Origin of the sequence: Blautia sp. 210820-DFI.6.14 (assembly GCF_020558815.1) — a bacterium.
GTDB classification, from domain to species: domain Bacteria; phylum Bacillota; class Clostridia; order Lachnospirales; family Lachnospiraceae; genus Blautia_A; species Blautia_A obeum.
In genome coordinates, this window is sequence record NZ_JAJCKS010000001.1 from 553908 (window position 1) to 573264 (window position 19357).

The window sequence follows — 19357 nt, forward strand, 5'->3', positions numbered from 1 at the left end:
CTTTATTCTGCTGCTGAAAGAAATGAAGATGCAAACCCTGCAACATCAGACAATGAATATGTATCCCCCTTTATTTAGTATATTGTAAATTATAACACACAGCTCTTTTTGTACAATCCCTCATGCATATTTTTTGAATTATATCTATACCTTTAAATAAAAGCCTCTCGGAGTCTGCCATGTCACAGGACAAACAACCACATTCTACACATCAAGCAGATTCGATCATGCTGACTCTTGTTCTTATTCTGGCTGTTTTAGGACTGCTCATTCTTTTTAGTGCCAGTGAATATAATGGCAGGGTACGTTTTCACGACTCTGCCTATTATTTTAAGAAACAACTTTTTGCCACAGCTCTCGGCCTTGGTGCCATGTATCTGGTTTCTTCCATAGACTATCACTTTTTCGTCCGTCTTGCACCGGCCGCCTACCTGCTTTCCATGCTCTTGTCCACCGCCGTTCTGCTTTTCGGACAGGAGATCAACGGTTCAAAGCGCTGGCTGAATCTCGGTCCACTTTCTTTCCAGCCTTCTGAGTTTGCCAAAGTTTCCGTTGTGCTTTTTCTGACCTGGCAGATTGAAAGATCCCATAAACGAACAGACGGGTTCTGGTTTATGTGTCGCACTATGCTCACACTGCTTCCAATCGTAGGCCTTGTTGGCTCTAACAACCTGAGTACTGCCATCATCATCCTGGGAATCGGAGTTATCCTGATCTTCGCTGCCAGCCCTCGCTATATACAGTTTGCAGCACTTGGTGGAGCCGGCATCGGTTTTATCGCGATCTTTCTTGCTGCGGAAAGCTATCGTCTGGAACGTCTCGCAATCTGGCGCGAACCGGAAAAATATGAAAAAGGATTTCAGACGATCCAGGGACTTTACGCTATCGGAAGCGGCGGCCTTTTTGGCAGAGGCATTGGCAACAGCATACAAAAACTGGGCTTCGTTCCCGAAGCCCAGAATGATATGATCTTTTCAATTATATGCGAAGAAATGGGATTGACAGGTGCCATCATCCTGATTCTTATTTTTGCCCTGCTGCTCTGGAGACTCTGTGTCATCTCCATGAACTGTCAGGAACTTTCCGGTGCCATGATCGCTGCCGGAATTATGGGGCATCTGGCGATTCAGGTTATTCTGAATATTGCCGTCGTTACCAATACCATTCCCAACACCGGAATTACTCTCCCCTTCATCAGTTACGGAGGTACTTCCATTGTATTTCTGCTCGGGGAAATGGGGCTGGCGCTGAATGTCAGTCGTCAGAAGAACAATCCTCCCACCAGATAAACCGCAAAAGAAACCAGCCATGCGATCACGCACTGGGCAAGCACAACAAAAATTGCCCATTTGCCACCAAGTTCACGTTTGATTGAAGCAATAGCTGCCACACAAGGTGTATACAGCAGACAAAAAGCCAGAAGACTCGCTGCGGAAAGTGATGTAATACTTCCAAGCAAAGCCGCTGTATTTCCAAACAGGATAGAAAGTGTTGATACCACGCTCTCTTTTGCCATAAATCCAGTGATCAGAGCTGTGGAAATCCTCCAGTCTCCATATCCCATTGGTTTGAAGATCGGAGCAATCACACTTGCCACCATTGACAGAATACTGTCTTTGGAATCTGTTACAATGCTCAGATGTGTATTGAATGTCTGCAGGAACCAGATCACCAGTGTCGCCATGAAAATAACGGTAAACGCTCTCTGCAGGAAATCTTTTGCTTTATCCCAGAGAAGATGTCCTACATTCTTCGCACCCGGCATACGATAGTTCGGTAATTCCATAACAAAAGGCACTGCCTCACCACTGAACAATGTTTTTCGCATCAGCAGTGCCATCAGAATTCCCATGATGATGCCACCGAAGTACAACGCGATCATCACGATCGCACCGTGATCCGGAAAAAATGCTGCCGTAAAAAATGCATAAATCGGAAGTTTTGCCGAACAGCTCATAAATGGTGTCAGTAAGATCGTCATCTTACGGTCTCGTTCAGATGGAAGCGTACGGCTCGCCATAACCCCTGGTACCGTACATCCAAATCCGACCAGCATCGGCACGATGCTTCTTCCGGAAAGTCCGATCTTTCGAAGCAGCTTGTCCATAACAAAGGCAACTCGTGCCATGTATCCACTGTCCTCCAACAAGGAGAGAAAGAAAAACAGGGTTACGATTACCGGAAGGAAACTCAATACACTTCCTACTCCATTAAATACCCCATCCATAACCAGTGAATGCAGTACATCATTCACACCAGCAGCCGTCATCCAATGATCAACGATATTTCCGAGTGCTGTGATTCCCATGTCCAGAATATTCTGGAGAAACGCACCGATCACACTGAATGTCAGGAAAAACACCAGACCCATAATACCGATAAAACATGGAATAGCCGTGTATTTTCCCGTGAGGATCTTATCGATTTTCATACTGCGAAGATGTTCTTTACTTTCTTTTGGTTTCACAACCGTTTCATCACAGACTTTTTCAATAAAATCAAAACGCATATGTGCGATTGCTGCTGCTCTGTCCAGACCACGTTCAGTTTCCATCTGTTTAACAATATGCTCCAGCATTTCTTTCTCGTTCTGATCCAGATTCAGACTGTCCATGATCAGCTGATCACCTTCCGCAAGTTTTGCTGCTGCAAAGCGAACCGGGATTCTTGCTGCTTTGGCATGGTCTTCGATCAGATGCATGATCGCATGGAGGCATCTATGTACTGCTCCGCCATCTTCATTAGCATCGCAAAAATCGATGATCTGTGGTTTTTCCTGATATTTTGCCACATGAAGTGCATGCTGAACCAACTCATCAATTCCCTCATTCTTGGCTGCTGAAATCGGAATGACCGGGATTCCCAGCATCTCTTCCATCTGGTTTACCAGAATGGATCCTCCGTTTTCCCGGACTTCATCCATCATATTCAATGCCAGGACCATCGGAATATCCAGTTCCATCAGCTGCATGGTCAGATAAAGATTTCGCTCTATATTGGTTGCATCTACAATATTGATGATTCCCTTTGGGTGTTCGTCCAGCACGAAATTTCTGGTCACGATCTCTTCACTGGAATACGGTGACATGGAATAAATTCCCGGAAGATCAGTCACAAGTGTATTACTTCTGCCACGGATGTTTCCGTCTTTTCTGTCTACGGTAACTCCTGGAAAGTTTCCGACATGCTGACTGGAACCTGTCAGCTGGTTAAACAGTGTTGTTTTTCCACAGTTCTGGTTTCCGGCAAGTGCAAAGGTCAGTATTTCACTGTCCGGAAGCGGATGTTCGTTTTCTTTAATATGATATTTACCACCCTCACCAAGACCAGGATGTGGGATTGCTTTAGAAATATCTTTTTTGTGTGCTGCCTTCCCTTCTGATGGTTCGACTGCATCACGAATATTCTCTATCTCTATTTTTTCTGCATCTGCCAGACGCAATGTCAGTTCATAGCTATGAATACGTAATTCCATAGGATCTCCCATTGGTGCATATTTCACCATGGTAACTTCTCCTTTTGGAATCAGCCCCATATCCAGGAAATGTTGTCTCAGCGCGCCCTCTCCTCCGACAGAGCGTATTGTCGCAGTTTTTCCGATCGGTAATTCGCGTAATGATGTCATATCTGCTTTCCTCTTACCTTTCCCTGTTGTTGATACTTTTTTTCATTTAGTGCGCATAAACTAACCCTATGCCAAATGAGAACTTTTGTCAATAGCATCACGTCAATAAAAGCAAAAAAACGAGTCGTCCGCATTTGAATCATTTATCAAACACCTGACGACTCTGCTTTTTATTCCATAACTCCATTTTTGATATACTGAAGCCCAGAACGTATCCTTAGATATTCCTGATATTTCTTTTGACAGGCCTTAAAAGCCTCTTCATTCGGTTCGTATCGACATTCAATCTTTACATTGCCTTCTGATATCTGCTCCAGAGATGTAATGCTCCCTCCTTTATACGCAGCCAAAAGTGCAATACCAAATGCCGGACCAATCATTCCCTCCATTTTTTCAACCGCAATATTCAATACATTTGCCATAGTCTGAAGCCATACTGGACTTTTGGCTCCACCACCAACTACTTTTACAGTACCATATTTTTCCAGCGGCAAACACATTTTCTCTGCAAGTTCCCGAAAACCGAAGCATAATCCTTCAATCACAGCGTAGAACAGATTTTCCTGTGAGGTTGTCAGATTTAATCCAATAAATGCTCCGCGTAATTCGGGATCTGCATATATGGTCTTGTCACCATCCAGATGCGGATAAAAAATCAGCTCATTTCGTGCATTGCTGTTTACATCAATGGAGGTTGTCAATTCCTGGAAGTGTTTCAGTTCCATGATGTTTTTGTTCCACCAGTCAAATGTATTGCCATTACATTGAACAACACCCTGCACAAGGTACTGGAATTTTTTATCATCAAAGGAAAATAGAATTTTCTTTCCTTTTGTCTGGCTTTCTGGTTTGTCGATCGGCATCATAAATACTCCCGATGTACCAAGCGATACAACAGGATATCCTAGTCCCAGACATCCTGTTGAGATTGCAGTCGCCGGATTATCACCGGTTCCAACAATCACTTCCACTTCCTCGCTGATTCCAAGTTCTTCAGCAATTCCCGGAAATATTTTTCCTGCACACTCCGCACTTCCCCGAAGCTCCGGATAGCAGCTCTGATCCAGTCCAATCAGGTTTCTCATTCTATCCGACCAACATTTATTACAGATTTCATAAAGACAGGATGTGGAAGCTTCACAATAATCTGTCGTTTCAGCGCCTGTAAGCCGATATACCAGATAATCTGGTCCGATTAAAAATTTTTTTACTTTTTTCAGATTTTCAGGTTCATATACCTTCAGCCAGTACAGATTTGCTGCCGGACTTCCTGTGGATATTGTCTGAGAAAGATATTCTCCTTCTGGAAATTCCAGAATCTTTTTTTTCAATTCCGGGAGAAGTTCTTTTGTTCTGGTGTCATTCCACATCATCGCCGGTCTTACTGGTTTTCCATCTTCCCCCATGACAATCAGAGTATGCATCTGTCCGGTAACACCGATTCCTTTTAAATTTTTCGGATCCTGATCCTCAAAAATATTGTGCATGCCTCTTCTCATAGCCTGAAACCAGATTTCCGGATCAATCTCAGACCATCCATTTTGTGACTGTACTGCCTCATATTCCTCTGAAATCTGTCCCAGAATATGCTTTTCTGAATCTGTCAGTACCATCTTCATAGAAGAAGTTCCCAAGTCAATTCCTAAATATGTATCGTTCACACCAACACCCGCCTTACAGAAAAAATTTAGTGCTCGTTGATCATTGTCACAAGCTCTTGTGCCTTTCTGCTAACTTCCTCAACAGCTTCAAGACTCAAATGAATTACATCATGTTCATTATGATTTTCTTCATAAGCATGACCAAATGTTTTGACAAATTCTTTACGAAGATCAGAACCATAGTTGATCTTGATCAGTCCATGTTTCTTTGCTTCCCAGATTACTTCTTTCGGGATGCCGGATCCGCCATGAAGAACAAGTGGAACTTTTGAAACCTGGTTGATCTTTTCAAGTAACGGAATATCAATCTGTGGATTCAGACAAAGTCCATGAACATTACCAACTGAAACTGCAAGTGTATCACATCCTGTTTTTTCAACAAATTCTGCTACCATAGCTGGATCTGTCTTGCATTCTGCTTCATTCACAATATCTTCTTCTTTTCCACGAAGTGCACCAAGCTCTGCCTCTACCGGAATACCATAAAAATGACAGTAATCAGCGGCTCTGCGGCATTCTTTTACATTCTCCTCAAAAGGAAGGTGAGAAGCATCAATCATGATAGAAGTAAATCCGGCATCAATGCAGGCCTTTACATCTTCAAATGATTTGCCGTGATCCAGATGAAGCCCAATCGGTGTTTCAGATTTCTTTACTGCATCTGCTGCTATATCTGTAATAATTGCCGGATTGGACAGACGCAGATTGTTAGAAGAAATCTGTATATATCCTGGCAGATTGGCTTTCATCAGACCATCTACAATCGCATATGTCATCTCAAGGTTTGTTGTATTGAATGCTGGTAATACAAAATTATTTCTTTTTGCATATTCCATAAGTTTAAATCCATTTACAAGCTTCATAGTAATCTCCTCCATATCTCTGTTACGTGTTATCCATTAGCAAAAATTAATGAAAATCATGCATTTCCTCGTAAAAATGTTTATAATTTTCAAATTTCTTTCGATAATAGCTGGTCATATCAGAATCAGGAATATATCTCCTCTTTATTCTGACTGTTTTTTTTATTGCCTCTTCCATAGAAGAATATGCCCCGACTGCGGTAGCAGCCATAAGCATGCAGCCAAGTGTACCAGCCTCTGCACTTTCCAGCGAATCTACTTCCATTCCAAATACATCCGCACGAATCTGAAGTGTCAGTTCAGATGCTGCTCCACCGCCTGTGACAGCTATCCTCTGCATAGTTGTTCCCAGTTTCTGCATACGTTCATATGCCAAATACATCTGAAAAGCCATTCCTTCCAGAATTCCCTTATACAGTTCTTCAGGTTTTGTATGAATAGTGAGACCTGTTATAGTTCCCCATGCGTCCATGGAAAGATCCGGATTTCCAGCTGATCCAAATTGAGGAAGGATCATAATATCCGTCTGTATATCTCTGGCAAGATCATCCATATACTGAAAAAAGTTTCTTCCTTCTTCCTGACATTTTCTGTTGATTCCCTGAAAAATATTGTCTCTTGCCCAGTTTTTCAAGGCTCCGCAAGTCGTCACTTCAATACTTGACAAATAGGTATCTGGAAATACATATGGAATACAGGTAAAATCATTTTTCTTCATATATGATGTCATCATTACTTTCGGAAGCATTGTGAACATAAATTCACACGTTCCCATTCCACACTCACCATCTTCCGGTGCAAACAAACCACTTCCAAGCGCAGCGCAGATCTGATCATGACCGCCTGCCACAACCTTCAGATCTTTGTTTAATCCCAGTTCATCTGCTATTTTCGGAAGAATCATACCTATAACCGTACATGGCGGAATCGGCTCTGACATCTGTTCTTTATGAATCCCGGCAAGACTCAGAAGGTCTTCAGACCATTCAAACTTTCTGATATCAAACGCCATACTTCTTGCTGCAGATGAGTAACTGACCTTTCTTTGTCCTGTAAGAATATATCCTACAAAATCTTCATAATATAAGATTGCTGCTGCATCTTTAATCGCATTTGTATTCCGGTTCAACCACATATATTTCGGAAGACCGTAAAGTTCATTTGGCGGAAGTCCTGTCGTCTCAAATATCCGGTCTGCTCCCAGAATGTCTATAATTTCCTGTGTTTCTGGAATTCCTCTGCTGTCTCCTGTAAGCATAGAGTTTGTAAGTACTTTATTGTTTTTATCCAGGCAGACTACCGATTCTCCAAGACTTGTCACTGCCATTGATACAATGCCCTCTGTACATTTCGTGGCAATCTCCCTGAGAACTTCTTTAACCTTTGATATCACAATTTCCGGGTTCAGCTCACGATGTCCACCGCTGCCTTCCTCCTGATATTTTCTGCTGGACTGATACACAATGTTCCCGTCCAGATCATATACCAGCATCTTACATCCACTGGTACCTACATCCATACCTGCAAATAACATTCTTTCTGCCATAAAGGTCTCCATTCAGTCTGATACACTTTCAAAATATATCAGTCTTTAGATTTTGTTTTTCTTACTACATCGATGATTACCGCTGCAAGAATGATAATTCCTTTAAATACTTCCTGCCAGAAGGAGTTGATTCCCATCAGGTTCAGACCATTTGTAATAACACCGATAATCAGAATACCAATGAAAGTTCCACCAACAGTTCCTACACCACCTGACATACTGGTTCCACCAATAACAACAGCTGCGATTGCATCCATTTCAAATCCACTTCCAAGAGTTGCTGCCGCAGATCCCAGTCTTGCAGACCAGATCAGGCCACTCAGTCCACAGAAAAGACCAATCAGTACATATGGAAGCATGTTATATTTCTTTACATTTACACCAGAATACTGTGCTGCAAGTTTATTTCCACCTAATGCATAGATGTAATATCCAAAACGTGTTCTGTTTAATAAGAACCAGGTAAAGATAAGGACTGCTGCTGCATAAATAATAATGATAGAAATTCCTGCAACATTCTGATTGCCAAGTGCAGTATAACCTGTGTTACGAACACGGATCGTTACACCACCGGAAATGATCTCAGTAAGACCACGGCCAATACTCTGTGTAGCAAGTGTGGCTACAAAAGCCGGCACCTTTAAATAAGAAATAGCAACACCGTTTACAATACCTACCAGTGCACCAACACCAAGGCAGATCAATACTGTCGGAACTACCGGAAGTCCTACGTTTGTGATCATATAAGCGCCAATAATTCCTGATAAACCAACTGTTGATCCAACGGAAATATCAATTTCTCCCATCAGAATTGCAAGTAACATACCACAGCTGATGATTGCATTTACTGAATTGGATTTTAACAGGTTCAGAATATTTGATGATGTAAGGAATTTCGGTGTAGAAATTGAAACAATAATCACCAAAAGAATCAAACCTATGATCGTACCTATGTTCCTTTTGATAAAACTTACGCCTGGGATTTTATTTTTTTCATCCATTTCCAGACCTCCTAACTTTTTTATTGACAAGAGTTGTTTGTTTTTTTTAATCTCGTTTTGTTGCCAGTGTCATCATTGCTTCCTGTGAGAACTCTGTCTCATTGATTTCTCCTGTAATCATTCCTTCACACATAACATAGCAGCGATTACACATATTAATGATCTCCGGAAGTTCTGAAGAAACCATAATGATGCATGCACCATTCGCTGCCAGTTCATCAATGATTGCATAGATTTCTGCTTTTGCCGCAACGTCAATACCTCTCGTAGGTTCATCCAGGATAATAACTTTTGGCTTGCTTGCCAGCCATTTACTGAGGACTACTTTCTGCTGGTTTCCACCGCTAAGGTTACCGGCCAGCTGCTTTGGAGAAGTAATCTTGATAGAAAATTTCTTTCGATAATCTTCTACCATATGACCCCACTCTTTGTCTTTTACATGAATTCCACTAACAAAATCAGCCAGACAGACCAGACCCATATTAAATCTTACATCATTTTTCAGGATCAGCCCTTCACCTCGACGGTCCTCAGAGACATATGCAATGCCGTTTCTGATTGCATCACTTGGCGATTTGATATTGACCGGTTTACCGTCAAGAAGAATCTCTCCACCACTTTTTTCATATGCACCGAAAATTGTTTTCATAAGTTCTGTACGACCGGCACCTACCAGTCCTGCAAAACCGACAATCTCTCCATACCGTGCTTTAAAACTTGCATCTTTAAACAGTTTAACATGTGACAGATTTTTTGTTTCCAGCGCTACTTCGCCGATTTTGTGCTTATTTTTGGTGTAAAAGCTGTCCAGCTCACGACCAACCATCAGGCTGATCAGATGGTCTTTATCTACATTTGCTGTTTCCAGATCTCCAACCATCTTTCCATCTCGGAGAACTACAATACGGTCTGTAATCGCATAAAGTTCTTCCAATCTATGTGAAATATATATAATTCCAATATTTTTTTTCTGAAGAAGACGGATAATACCAAACAGAATCTCTACTTCACCCTGTGAAAGAGAGGATGTTGGTTCATCCATAACTACTACTTTTGCCTCTGCCGATATTGCTTTGATGATCTCAACCAGCTGCTGCATGCCCATCGTCAGATTTCTTACCATTTCATTTGCTTTTAAGTTTAAATGCAGATTATCAATCAATTTCTGTGTCTGCTGTTCCATTGCCCGTACATCTACAAGGCCAAATTTGTTTTTGGGTTCTCTGCCCAGAAATACATTTGCTGCTATTGTTCTATCCGGTACAAGAACAATCTCCTGATGAATAATACGAATACCATTTTCTCCTGCTACCGCGGCAGAAGTAATGTTTTTCACAGTTCCATGCATACGGATTTCTCCGGAATCTGCCTTATAAATGCCACCAAGTATTTTGATCAGGGTTGACTTTCCGGCTCCGTTCTCGCCGAGGATAGCAACAACTTCTCCTTCATCTACAGAAAGGTTTACACCATTCAGCACAACATTGGAGGCAAATGCTTTCGTTATATTTGTCATCTCTAACAGCTTTGTTTCGCTCATATTATGCTACCTCTCATATTTTATAAAGTGGGCGTTGCAAGATTGCTCGCAACGCCCGATTCTGCAATTATTTTGCTTCTTCTGTATCAGCTTCTTCTGTGTCAGCTGCTTCTGTTGTATCTGCTGCTGCATCATCTGTGCTGTCTCCATCCAGAGAATCCCAAGCGTCCAGGTCAAAATCATCAATGTTGTCTTTTGTAATGCTGTAAGATTCGATTGCTGTATTGAATTCGATTTCTTTTCCTTCAAGAACATCGATTGCTTCTTTTACACCAAGATATCCCATGTATGTAGGTCTCTGTGCAGAAGACTGTACCATTGTTCCGTCTTTGATCGCATGTTTACCAATCGGAGCACCATCTTTACCAAGGATGTCAATTTGGCCTGTCTTTCCAGCGTCTTCAACTGCCTGTACAGCGCCAAGAGCGGAAGTATCATTGATGCAATAGATTACATCAATATCATCATTTGCCTGCAGAGCATCGGATACTACGTTAAAGGATGTTTCTGTAGAACCTTCACCTTCAACAATCTGTGCATCTACATATTTATCTGGATCTTTTGCGTTATCTTTGATTCCTTTCCAGAATCCATCTACATTGATGATGCAGGATTCTGCTGTCTGAAGATGTACTGTCAGGATGTTTGCTCCATCCGGATGATTTTCTGCAACCCACTGTCCGGAAAGATATCCGAGCTGCTCATTATCAGAAGCAATGATTCCATCTACAAGATCGTAGTCATCTTCTGTAATTACGTTATCAACGTTAATTACTTTTACGCCTGCATCTTTGCATGTCTGAAGAACTGTCTGTGCTCCAGCTGAATCATATGGAATGTAGATAAGAGCATCAATTCCACTTGCGATCATATCATCGATCTGTGATGCCTGCTGTGTCGGGTCGTTCTGTGGATCAAAGTAGATCAGTTCGCTTCCTGTTTCATCACAAGCCTTCTGTACACCATCAAGTACAGCTGTAAAATATTCATTAGTCAGAGTATATGGTGAAAAACCAATGGTATATTTATCTTTTGCCTCTGTTGTGTCGTCTGCCATAACTGTAGCAGCTCCAGCTACCATTGATAATGCCATAGCACCTGTCAGTAATGTTGCGATCATTTTTTTCTTCATAGAAAAACCTCCCTTTGTTCGTTTTGCGAATTATTCGTTTGTTTTTTGTTTGTACGAACATATTAACACATGATTTTTTTATTTGCAATGCACTTAATAAACAATATTTTGCCAAATTATTTGTGTATTTCTTCTTTTTAGTGTTCGTTAAATCTATTACTTTTGTTCGTTTTGTTTTTCAAGAATCATTATTTTCCAATGTTTTATTTCAAATTCTATTATTTTCAGCATTATTTTTTGTTCATTTTCAATCACTTTTTTGTTCGTTTTTATAGTATTACACACAAAAAGGCAAAAAAAATCAGCAGAACAATTCTGCTGATTTTAAATTACCCTATTCTGCTATGATCACATTTACACGATGTCTTTTCATAAGAGTCATTGCTTCCTCGTCTATACCCGCATCTGTAATCAATCCGTCAATCTGAGAAAGACTTCCAAATTCATTCAGATTGTATGTGTTCATCTTGGATGAATCTGCAAGAACATAGATCTTTTTGGCAACCGAAAAAAGTGTTCCTTTCAGTCTGGCTTCCGGAGAATATCCGTCATATAATTTCCCATCTGATCCAATTGCCGCAGCCCCAATAAATGCAGTATCCAACTGATATTTCTTTAACTGCTCTTCTGCTACTGGTCCGGAACTGCAGTTTGTAATCCGGATCATATCTCCTCCCAGCATGATCACCGCCAGATTTTCAAACTTAAGCGCCTGCTCTGCAACTGCCAGATGATGCGTTACCACAACCGCACGTGTATCCTCTTCCAGATAGTTTAGAATAATACGCGTAGTTGACCCGGCGTCAATAAATATCCTCTGTCCATTTTGAATCATCGTAGCTGCCAATGCTGCAATTTTATCTTTACTGTCTTTATGTGCAATTCTTGGTTCATCAAAAGAAATCATACGAACTACCGGTTGATTGCCAAGCTCTGCACCGCCATGTGTTCTTGATATATTGTATTCACGCGCCAGCGAATTCAAATCTCTGCGGACTGTCATTTCTGAAATATCAAATTTCTCCGCAAGCTCTGTCACTGTTACTTTATGCTGTTTTTGAAGTATCTCCAGGATAGCAAGACATCTTTCGTTCTTTTTCACAAAATACCTTCCTTTTTATTATAATGATAGACTAATTATAACATTTAAAGAATCATTTTCAAGATATCCGCGAAATTTTATTTATTCTTACAAAACATCACCTGTCAGCTGTTATATCTTATTTACACAGTTCTTCAGCCATCTGATCCAGCTCTTTGATGTTTTCTTCACTTAAGGAAGACATGATCTTAACGGTTGTATCAAGCCATGTGATATTTTTGCTCTTTTCGAATTCTGCTTTCATAACCTTGGCTGCATTCGGAGCCCAGCTTCCGTTTTCGATCAGACCAATCGTACGGTTCTGATAGTTTCTTTCTGTCAGATGATCGATGTATGTTTTCATGAACGGGAAAATATCTGCATTGTATGTAATGGTTGCAAGAACCAGCTTGCCATAACGGAAAGCGTCTTCAACTGCTTCTGCCATGTCATCTCTTGCAAGGTCAAATACAGAAACTTTCGGGCAGCCTTTTTCTTCCAGCTTCTGTGCCAGAACTTCGACTGCTTTTTTAGTATTTCCATATACAGATGAATAAGCGATAACAACGCCTTCGCTCTCTACTTTATAAGAAGACCAAATGTCATACTTCTCGATATAATGTCCCAGGTTTTCTGTCAGGATCGGTCCATGTAGCGGGCAGATTGTCTGAATATCCAGCGTAGAAGCCGCTTTGAGAAGTTTCTGAACCTGCGGACCGTATTTTCCAACAATACCGATATAATAACGGCGAGCTTCACAGTCCCAGTCCTCTTCTACATCAAGTGCACCAAATTTACCAAATCCGTCTGCGGAAAACAGGACCTTGTCTGTGCTATCATAGGTAACCATAACTTCCGGCCAGTGTACCATCGGTGCAAATACAAATGTAAGTACATGTTTGCCAAGTGTCAGGCTTTCACCATTAGCAACTACCAGTTTTCTGTCGCCGAGATCCATACCTCTGAAAAAGTTCTCCATCATGGTAAAAGTCTTGGTATTGGCTACAACAGTTACCTCCGGATAGGCTTTGACAAAATTCTCGATATTTGCAGCATGATCCGGTTCCATATGCTGTACGACCAGATAATCCGGCTTCGCACCATTCAGCACATTTGCCACATTACCAAGCCACTCTTCTGTAAAATTCGCATCTACCGTGTCCATAACTGCGATTTTTTCGTCCATGATCACATAAGAGTTGTAAGACATACCGTTCGGAACATCATACTGTCCTTCAAACAAATCTACCTGATGATCATTGACACCTACATAATAAATATCATTTCCGACTTTCATTGTTACCATAAACCTCCTCATTGGTCTGTTTTATTTATATCCTTTATTTTTCTTTCTGTTATTCAAGCTGTCTTTCACTCGCTTTTGAACTCATTATATCCACTCTTTCACATGAAATCAATAGTTGTTCATTATATTCTCGACACTTTTGGTCAGGTTTTTGTTTTTTCTCTTCACATACAAAAAGCAGCAAAGATCATGATTTCTTCGCTGCCTTCATATTATAAATGAACATACCCAGTGATGCAAGAATGATCAGTCCATATCCAACAAAACTGTAAGTATCCGGAATCTCTCCAAACAGGAAAAATCCCAGAAGTGTCGCAAATATGATCTGCGAATAATCAAAAATTGAAATCTTACCTGCCGGTGCATACGTATACGCCGCAGTGATCGTAAACTGTCCACCCGCAGCGAACAATCCTGCCATCATAAGTGTTACCAGCTGTCTTCCTGTCATCGGCATATAATCAAAAATCAGATACGGTAATACAAACAGGCAGGAAAAGACCGAAAAATAAAATACTATGATGGGACCTTTCACTCCATGTGTCCCGAGCACACGCACCATTGTATAAGCAACCCCTGCTCCAAGCCCACCGCAGACACCGATCAGTGCCGGAACCAATGCCGCATTCTGAAACCCCGGTTTCACAACAAACAAACATCCGATAAAAGCAAGAAATACACAAGCTCCCTGTGTCGGCGTAATCTTCTCTTTCAAAAGAAGGAACGAAAAAATGATTGCAAAAAACGGTGACAGTTTGTTCAGGATAGATGCGTCCGCAACCAAGAGATGGTCGATCGCATAAAAATTACAGAGGATTCCCAGTGTACCAAATGCACAACGAAGGAAAAGCGGTCCCCAGTATTGTTTCTGAACTCTTGGTACCATATACTTTCTGATCAGAATGATCGCCGCAAAAACAGCTGCTACCAAGTTACGAAAAAAGCTCTTCTGCACGGATGGAAGATTTCCTGCCAGACGCACGCTCACATTCATACATGCAAAGAAAAATGCAGACAGAATGATCATGACCATTCCTTTTATATAATTTTCCTGTTTCATATTTAATCTATAAGCCTCCTCATATTTTCTTTAGAAATAAAAAGCTTCTATAATATATCACTTTTTATTTATCATAGCACCAATCCGCTTGCAGATACAATAGAGATTCTACCACATAACAAGCTGAATATTTTCATTCCCTGTGAATTTTATATGGAAGTTTCACATTCTTTCCGTTATAATGATAGCTGAACACATACATGAAGAGACGCGGCACCTTATTACAACACTAAAGCCGCTTCAGAACGGAGGAGAAATATTATGGAAATTGTTTGTTTAGACCTTGAGGGTGTACTGGTACCTGAAATCTGGATCGCATTTGCAGAAGAGACCGGTATCCCGGAATTAAAAAGAACAACAAGAGATGAGCCGGATTACGACAAATTAATGAAATACCGTCTCAATATTTTAAAAGAACATAATCTTGGACTGAAAGAGATTCAGGAAACAATTTCCAAGATTGATCCACTCCCGGGTGCGAAAGAATTCCTCGACAAGCTCAGAGAAATGACACAGGTGATCATCATCAGCGATACCTTCTCTCAGTTCGCAGGACCTCTGATGAAAAAACTCGGCTATCCGACAATCTTCTGCAACTCACTCGTTGTAGCAGACAACGGCGAAATCACAGACTTCAAGATGCGCTGTGAAAAATCCAAATACACAACTGTCAAAGCCCTGCAGTCCATCGGCTATGACACCATCGCAAGCGGTGACAGCCACAACGACCTTGGCATGATCCAGGCAAGCAAAGCAGGCTTCCTGTTCAAGAGCACCGATGCCATCAAATCTGAATATCCGGAGATTCCGGCATATGAAACTTACGATGAGCTGTATGATGCAATCAGAAAAGTAATCAAAGGATAATATCCAAGACCAAATTCATTCAAAAAATCCCTGACGAATCCGCATTCTTTATAGAATCTTGATCTGTCAGGGATTTCTTTTATATTTTTGCAACAAAAAAGCGGGTGATGGGAATCGAACCCACGTATCCAGCTTGGAAGGCTGGTGTTCTACCATTGAACTACACCCGCATCTGCAATGCATAAACTATAATATCATATTTTACAGAAAATGCAAGCAGAATTTTTATTTTTTTATATTTTTGTATTTATATATGTAATTTAATACAACTGTCCACTATACTTTTCACTCTTTCAGTTCTTGCGTATGGACAAGAGAAGCGTAAATTCCATCTTTTTTCATCAGTTCCTCATGAGTTCCTTTTTCCACAATCTGTCCCTGCTCGATCACAGCGATATCATCTGCATTCTTCACTGTAGAAAGTCTGTGTGCAATAATAATCGTTGTCCTTCCAACTGCCAGTTTCTCAAAAGTTTCCTGAATTTTTGCTTCCGTTACACTATCCAATGCAGAAGTTGCTTCGTCCAGAATCAAAATCGGCGGATTCTTCAGAAAAATACGTGCAATGGAGATTCTCTGCTTCTGTCCTCCTGAAAGAAGTGCCCCACGCTCGCCAACATTCGTATCAAACCCTTTCGGCATTTCCATAATGTCATCATAAATTTCTGCCATCTTCGCCGCCCGGATGATCTCATCCATCGTTGCATCCAGCTTTCCATATCGGATGTTTTCTGCAATGCTGTCCGCAAAAAGAAATACCTCCTGCTGTACGACTCCAATATTCTTATGCAGAGATTCCTGTGTTGCTTTTCGCACATCGGTGCCATCAATCGAAATACTTCCTGATGTTACATCATAGAATCGCGGAATCAGCTGACTCAGCGTTGTCTTACCACCACCAGATGATCCGACAAATGCAATCGTCTCTCCCGGTGCAATATGAAGTGAAACATCCTGAAGCACATCATGATCTCCTTCATAAGCAAATCCAACATGATCAATGTCAATTCTGCCTTTTACATCCTGAAGTTCTGTCGCATCCGGAGCGTCTTTCAGCGTCGCCTCCGTCCGCATCAGTTGTACATATCTGTGCAGACTGGCTGTTCCATTCGCAATCAGTTCCACAGTCGTTGAAAGCTTTCGTACCGGATTCACGAAAGTGGAAACATACAGGCTGAATGTGATCAGATCAATAATATTCAACTGGTCCGACATGATCAGTGCACCACCAACTGCAATTACAATCGCAGAAAGAATACACATAAAAAATTCCATCACTGCATTAAAACGTCCCATGGCTCTGTAAAAATCCGCTTTGGAATCGCGATAGCTCAGATTTGCAGAATCGAATTTGTCGAGTTCTTTGTCCTCATTTGCAAAAGCTTTGGCAGTGCGAAGTCCGGAAAGTCCGGATTCAAAATCGGTATTGATCGCTGCCATCTCTTTTTTTACATTGCGCGATGCATTCTGCATGGAAAAACGGCATTTCCACACAATGAGCAGAAAAATCGGAATGGTAATTGCGATTACCAGTGCCAGTTTCCACTGAATCGTAAACATAATGATCAGTGCACCAATGATCGTCACAGTAGAAATAAAAATATCCTCCGGTGCATGATGTGCAAATTCTGTAATATCAAAAAGTTCCGATGTAAGCTGGCTCATCAGCTGTCCTACTCGAGCATTATCAAAATACGCATAACTCAGTTCCTGAATATGCTGAAACAGATCACGCCGGAAATCGGTTTCTATCCGCACGCCAAATGTATGCCCCCAGTAGGTGATAATATAAGTAAAAACTGACCGCAAAATATAAGCACAGAACACAACCGCCATTACTGTCCAGAATGTTCTCCACGCATTGTCCGGCAAAAGTTTGTACATACACCATCTGGAAATAAACGGAAATGCCAGATCAATCAGTGCAATCGCTAATGCACATACCATATCCAGCAAAAATAATTTCCTGTGAGGTTTAAAATACGACAGAAAAATCTGCATCTCACTCTTATTTTTAAAGTCTTTCTGATTCATCTTTCCTCTCCTTAGCAATACTCCACTCCCGGTACAGATGATTCCCAATGCCATGACAAGAAGTCCTGTAACATAAAAAATCACCTGTAAAGTCGAACTTTTTTCATTTTTATTCGCTCACTTTCCGGGAATCATCTTAGCACAAAACCCTGCACATATCAACCAAAGCTGATATATGTGGAACTGGAATATAACGCAAAAAGCCGGGACCTTTTCGGATCCCGGCCATATATAAGAGGGAGAATAAGCAATGGAGGGTTAACCTTCGATTGCGATATAACCGTCTTTTTCTTCAACAGCTTTTGGTGCTTTCTTCGGAAGAGAAAGTTTCAGAATACCGTCTTCATATTTTGCATGAATATCTTCTTCCTTTACTCCATCACCTACATAGAAGCTTCGACTCATGGAACCTGCATAACGTTCACGTCTGATGTAGTTTCCTTCTTTGTCCTTAGCATCCTTATCAAGTCCTTTGGCTGCCGACAGTGTCAGATAACCATCTTTCAGCTGAACTTTAATCTCATCTTTCTTAAATCCCGGAAGATCAATATCAAGTTCATAGCTGCCATCTGTCTCACGGATATCTGTTTTCATCATATTCTGTGCATGTTTACCATAAAGTGGATTCTTCTTGCCCCAAAACTCATCGTTAAACGGGAAGTTCATCCAATCATCATCAAATAAGTTTTCTCCAAAAATACTAGGCATTAACATAAGTCATCTCTCCTTTAATGATAAAAATCTATATACAAGTCTTTCGACTGTTGCCTGCAAATCTATATTTAAGGGCACCGCCCGAAATCTCCGGGCAGTACCACCAGCTTTTTAGCGGTCAGATATGTCTGACAAGAATCTTGATCAAATCAATTGCTGATTATTCAATGGTGATATATTTCGGATCATTGGAAACTGGTTTTGCTTCTTTCTTCGGAACAAACAGTTTCAGGATACCGTGTTTGTATTCACCTTTGATGTCTTCCTGTGTAACATCTTCACCTACATAAAAGCTTCTCTCGCATGCTCCTGCATAACGTTCACGTCTGATGTAACGTCCTGTCTTCTTGTCATCCTCTTCTTCATCAAGACCTTTGGCTGCGCTGACGGTCAGATAACCATCTTTCAGAGCTACCTTAACTTCGTCTTTCTTGAATCCAGGCACATCAACCACCAGTTCATAACCTTCTTTGGTTTCTTTAATATCTGTTCTCAGAAGGTTCTGTGCTCTGTGTCCGTACAGTTTCTTCTCTGCTTTCTTCTCATCTTTGTCATCGTAATAGAACGGTGTAAAGAAATCATCAAATAAGTTTTCTCCAAAAATACTAGGCATTAACATAAGTCATCTCTCCCTTTTTAATAATCTATATTGAAATAAGTTTTAGTTCGGAACCCGGTTGGTATGAGAGATATCTGAGAGATTTTCTTCAATCTTCTTATCTCTTTATCCCTCTTCCTTTGTTCTAGTTGTAATATAGCACGTATTGTTAGCACTGTCAATAGGTGAGTGCTAATTTTTTGAGATTTTTTTTGCAACCTTAAATGAAAAACTAACTTCCACCTTTAGTCTGTTTTGCTCTACATTAGGAACTGGGGGTGGAAGTTAGTCTTGCAATCGTTTATTCTATAAGAAATACCAGGGCTCCT

Annotated in this window: 15 protein-coding genes and 1 tRNA gene; 2 read left to right on the forward strand and 14 right to left on the reverse strand. The window is 41.0% G+C overall.

Annotated elements, in window-relative coordinates:
• The first annotated feature begins 179 nt into the window (after positions 1-179).
• Positions 180-1289 carry an FtsW/RodA/SpoVE family cell cycle protein gene (locus LI112_RS02450; RefSeq protein ID WP_055056255.1) on the forward strand — a complete coding sequence of 370 codons (1110 nt, stop codon included), beginning with the start codon at positions 180-182 and terminating at the stop codon, positions 1287-1289.
• Here the strand turns inward: LI112_RS02450 and feoB are convergent.
• From feoB to LI112_RS02500, 10 genes are all read right to left on the reverse strand, one after another.
• Positions 1262-3625: a ferrous iron transport protein B gene (gene feoB, locus LI112_RS02455; RefSeq protein ID WP_227190177.1), complete on the reverse strand. Its 2364-nt coding sequence runs from the start codon at positions 3623-3625 to the stop codon at positions 1262-1264. The two genes, LI112_RS02450 and feoB, sit on opposite strands and share 28 nt — an antisense overlap.
• A gap of 170 nt (positions 3626-3795) precedes the next feature.
• Positions 3796-5286, reverse strand: a complete 1491-nt coding sequence (locus LI112_RS18315) for a xylulokinase (protein ID WP_022388642.1) — start codon at positions 5284-5286, stop codon at positions 3796-3798.
• Between the two features lie 26 nt (positions 5287-5312).
• The gene (locus LI112_RS02465; protein ID WP_022388643.1) at positions 5313-6149 is read right to left on the reverse strand and encodes a class II aldolase; all 837 of its coding nucleotides are present in this window, start codon (positions 6147-6149) and stop codon (positions 5313-5315) included.
• 46 nt (positions 6150-6195) lie between these two features.
• On the reverse strand, positions 6196-7695 hold the full coding sequence (locus LI112_RS02470; protein ID WP_227190178.1) for an L-fuculokinase: 1500 nt from the start codon (positions 7693-7695) through the stop codon (positions 6196-6198).
• 38 nt (positions 7696-7733) lie between these two features.
• Positions 7734-8696, reverse strand: coding sequence for an ABC transporter permease (locus tag LI112_RS02475; protein ID WP_022388645.1), 963 nt, complete (start codon positions 8694-8696; stop codon positions 7734-7736).
• Positions 8697-8742: 46 nt separating this feature from the next.
• Positions 8743-10236, reverse strand: a complete 1494-nt coding sequence (locus LI112_RS02480) for a sugar ABC transporter ATP-binding protein (RefSeq protein WP_022388646.1) — start codon at positions 10234-10236, stop codon at positions 8743-8745.
• Between the two features lie 67 nt (positions 10237-10303).
• Positions 10304-11368 (reverse strand): sugar ABC transporter substrate-binding protein, encoded by a 1065-nt coding sequence (locus tag LI112_RS02485; protein WP_022388647.1) that lies wholly within the window; start codon positions 11366-11368, stop codon positions 10304-10306.
• 334 nt (positions 11369-11702) lie between these two features.
• Positions 11703-12470, reverse strand: coding sequence for a DeoR/GlpR family DNA-binding transcription regulator (locus LI112_RS02490; protein WP_022388648.1), 768 nt, complete (start codon positions 12468-12470; stop codon positions 11703-11705).
• 118 nt (positions 12471-12588) lie between these two features.
• Positions 12589-13746 (reverse strand): FprA family A-type flavoprotein, encoded by a 1158-nt coding sequence (locus LI112_RS02495; protein WP_055056287.1) that lies wholly within the window; start codon positions 13744-13746, stop codon positions 12589-12591.
• A 196-nt stretch (positions 13747-13942) separates the two neighbouring features.
• Positions 13943-14815, reverse strand: a complete 873-nt coding sequence (locus LI112_RS02500; protein ID WP_227190179.1) for a DMT family transporter — start codon at positions 14813-14815, stop codon at positions 13943-13945.
• Positions 14816-15076: 261 nt separating this feature from the next.
• Between LI112_RS02500 and thrH the strand changes: the two genes are divergently transcribed.
• On the forward strand, positions 15077-15682 hold the full coding sequence (gene thrH, locus LI112_RS02505) for a bifunctional phosphoserine phosphatase/homoserine phosphotransferase ThrH (RefSeq protein ID WP_005423242.1): 606 nt from the start codon (positions 15077-15079) through the stop codon (positions 15680-15682).
• Between the two features lie 99 nt (positions 15683-15781).
• Here the strand turns inward: thrH and LI112_RS02510 are convergent.
• From LI112_RS02510 to LI112_RS02525, 4 genes are all read right to left on the reverse strand, one after another.
• Positions 15782-15852, reverse strand: a tRNA-Gly gene (locus LI112_RS02510).
• Positions 15853-15967: 115 nt separating this feature from the next.
• Positions 15968-17716: an ABC transporter ATP-binding protein gene (locus tag LI112_RS02515; RefSeq protein ID WP_117639974.1), complete on the reverse strand. Its 1749-nt coding sequence runs from the start codon at positions 17714-17716 to the stop codon at positions 15968-15970.
• 258 nt (positions 17717-17974) lie between these two features.
• The gene (locus LI112_RS02520; protein ID WP_044925128.1) at positions 17975-18430 is read right to left on the reverse strand and encodes an Hsp20/alpha crystallin family protein; all 456 of its coding nucleotides are present in this window, start codon (positions 18428-18430) and stop codon (positions 17975-17977) included.
• A gap of 160 nt (positions 18431-18590) precedes the next feature.
• Complete coding sequence (locus tag LI112_RS02525) at positions 18591-19049, reverse strand: Hsp20/alpha crystallin family protein (RefSeq protein ID WP_118392721.1); 459 nt, start codon at positions 19047-19049, stop codon at positions 18591-18593.
• Positions 19050-19357 lie beyond the last annotated feature (308 nt).

What these genes read in the sequence shown, in the direction of transcription:
- LI112_RS02525 (WP_118392721.1), bottom strand. Translation starts at nt 19,049, where the DNA reads ATGTTAATGCCTAGTATTTTTGGAGAAAACTTATTTGATGATTTCTTT.
- thrH (WP_005423242.1), top strand. Translation starts at nt 15,077, where the DNA reads ATGGAAATTGTTTGTTTAGACCTTGAGGGTGTACTGGTACCTGAAATC.
- LI112_RS02475 (WP_022388645.1), bottom strand. Translation starts at nt 8,696, where the DNA reads ATGGATGAAAAAAATAAAATCCCAGGCGTAAGTTTTATCAAAAGGAAC.
- LI112_RS02515 (WP_117639974.1), bottom strand. Translation starts at nt 17,716, where the DNA reads ATGAATCAGAAAGACTTTAAAAATAAGAGTGAGATGCAGATTTTTCTG.
- LI112_RS02500 (WP_227190179.1), bottom strand. Translation starts at nt 14,815, where the DNA reads ATGAAACAGGAAAATTATATAAAAGGAATGGTCATGATCATTCTGTCT.
- LI112_RS02480 (WP_022388646.1), bottom strand. Translation starts at nt 10,236, where the DNA reads ATGAGCGAAACAAAGCTGTTAGAGATGACAAATATAACGAAAGCATTT.
- LI112_RS02450 (WP_055056255.1), top strand. Translation starts at nt 180, where the DNA reads ATGTCACAGGACAAACAACCACATTCTACACATCAAGCAGATTCGATC.
- LI112_RS02485 (WP_022388647.1), bottom strand. Translation starts at nt 11,368, where the DNA reads ATGAAGAAAAAAATGATCGCAACATTACTGACAGGTGCTATGGCATTA.
- LI112_RS02470 (WP_227190178.1), bottom strand. Translation starts at nt 7,695, where the DNA reads ATGGCAGAAAGAATGTTATTTGCAGGTATGGATGTAGGTACCAGTGGA.
- LI112_RS02520 (WP_044925128.1), bottom strand. Translation starts at nt 18,430, where the DNA reads ATGTTAATGCCTAGTATTTTTGGAGAAAACTTATTTGATGATGATTGG.
- LI112_RS02495 (WP_055056287.1), bottom strand. Translation starts at nt 13,746, where the DNA reads ATGAAAGTCGGAAATGATATTTATTATGTAGGTGTCAATGATCATCAG.
- LI112_RS02465 (WP_022388643.1), bottom strand. Translation starts at nt 6,149, where the DNA reads ATGAAGCTTGTAAATGGATTTAAACTTATGGAATATGCAAAAAGAAAT.
- feoB (WP_227190177.1), bottom strand. Translation starts at nt 3,625, where the DNA reads ATGACATCATTACGCGAATTACCGATCGGAAAAACTGCGACAATACGC.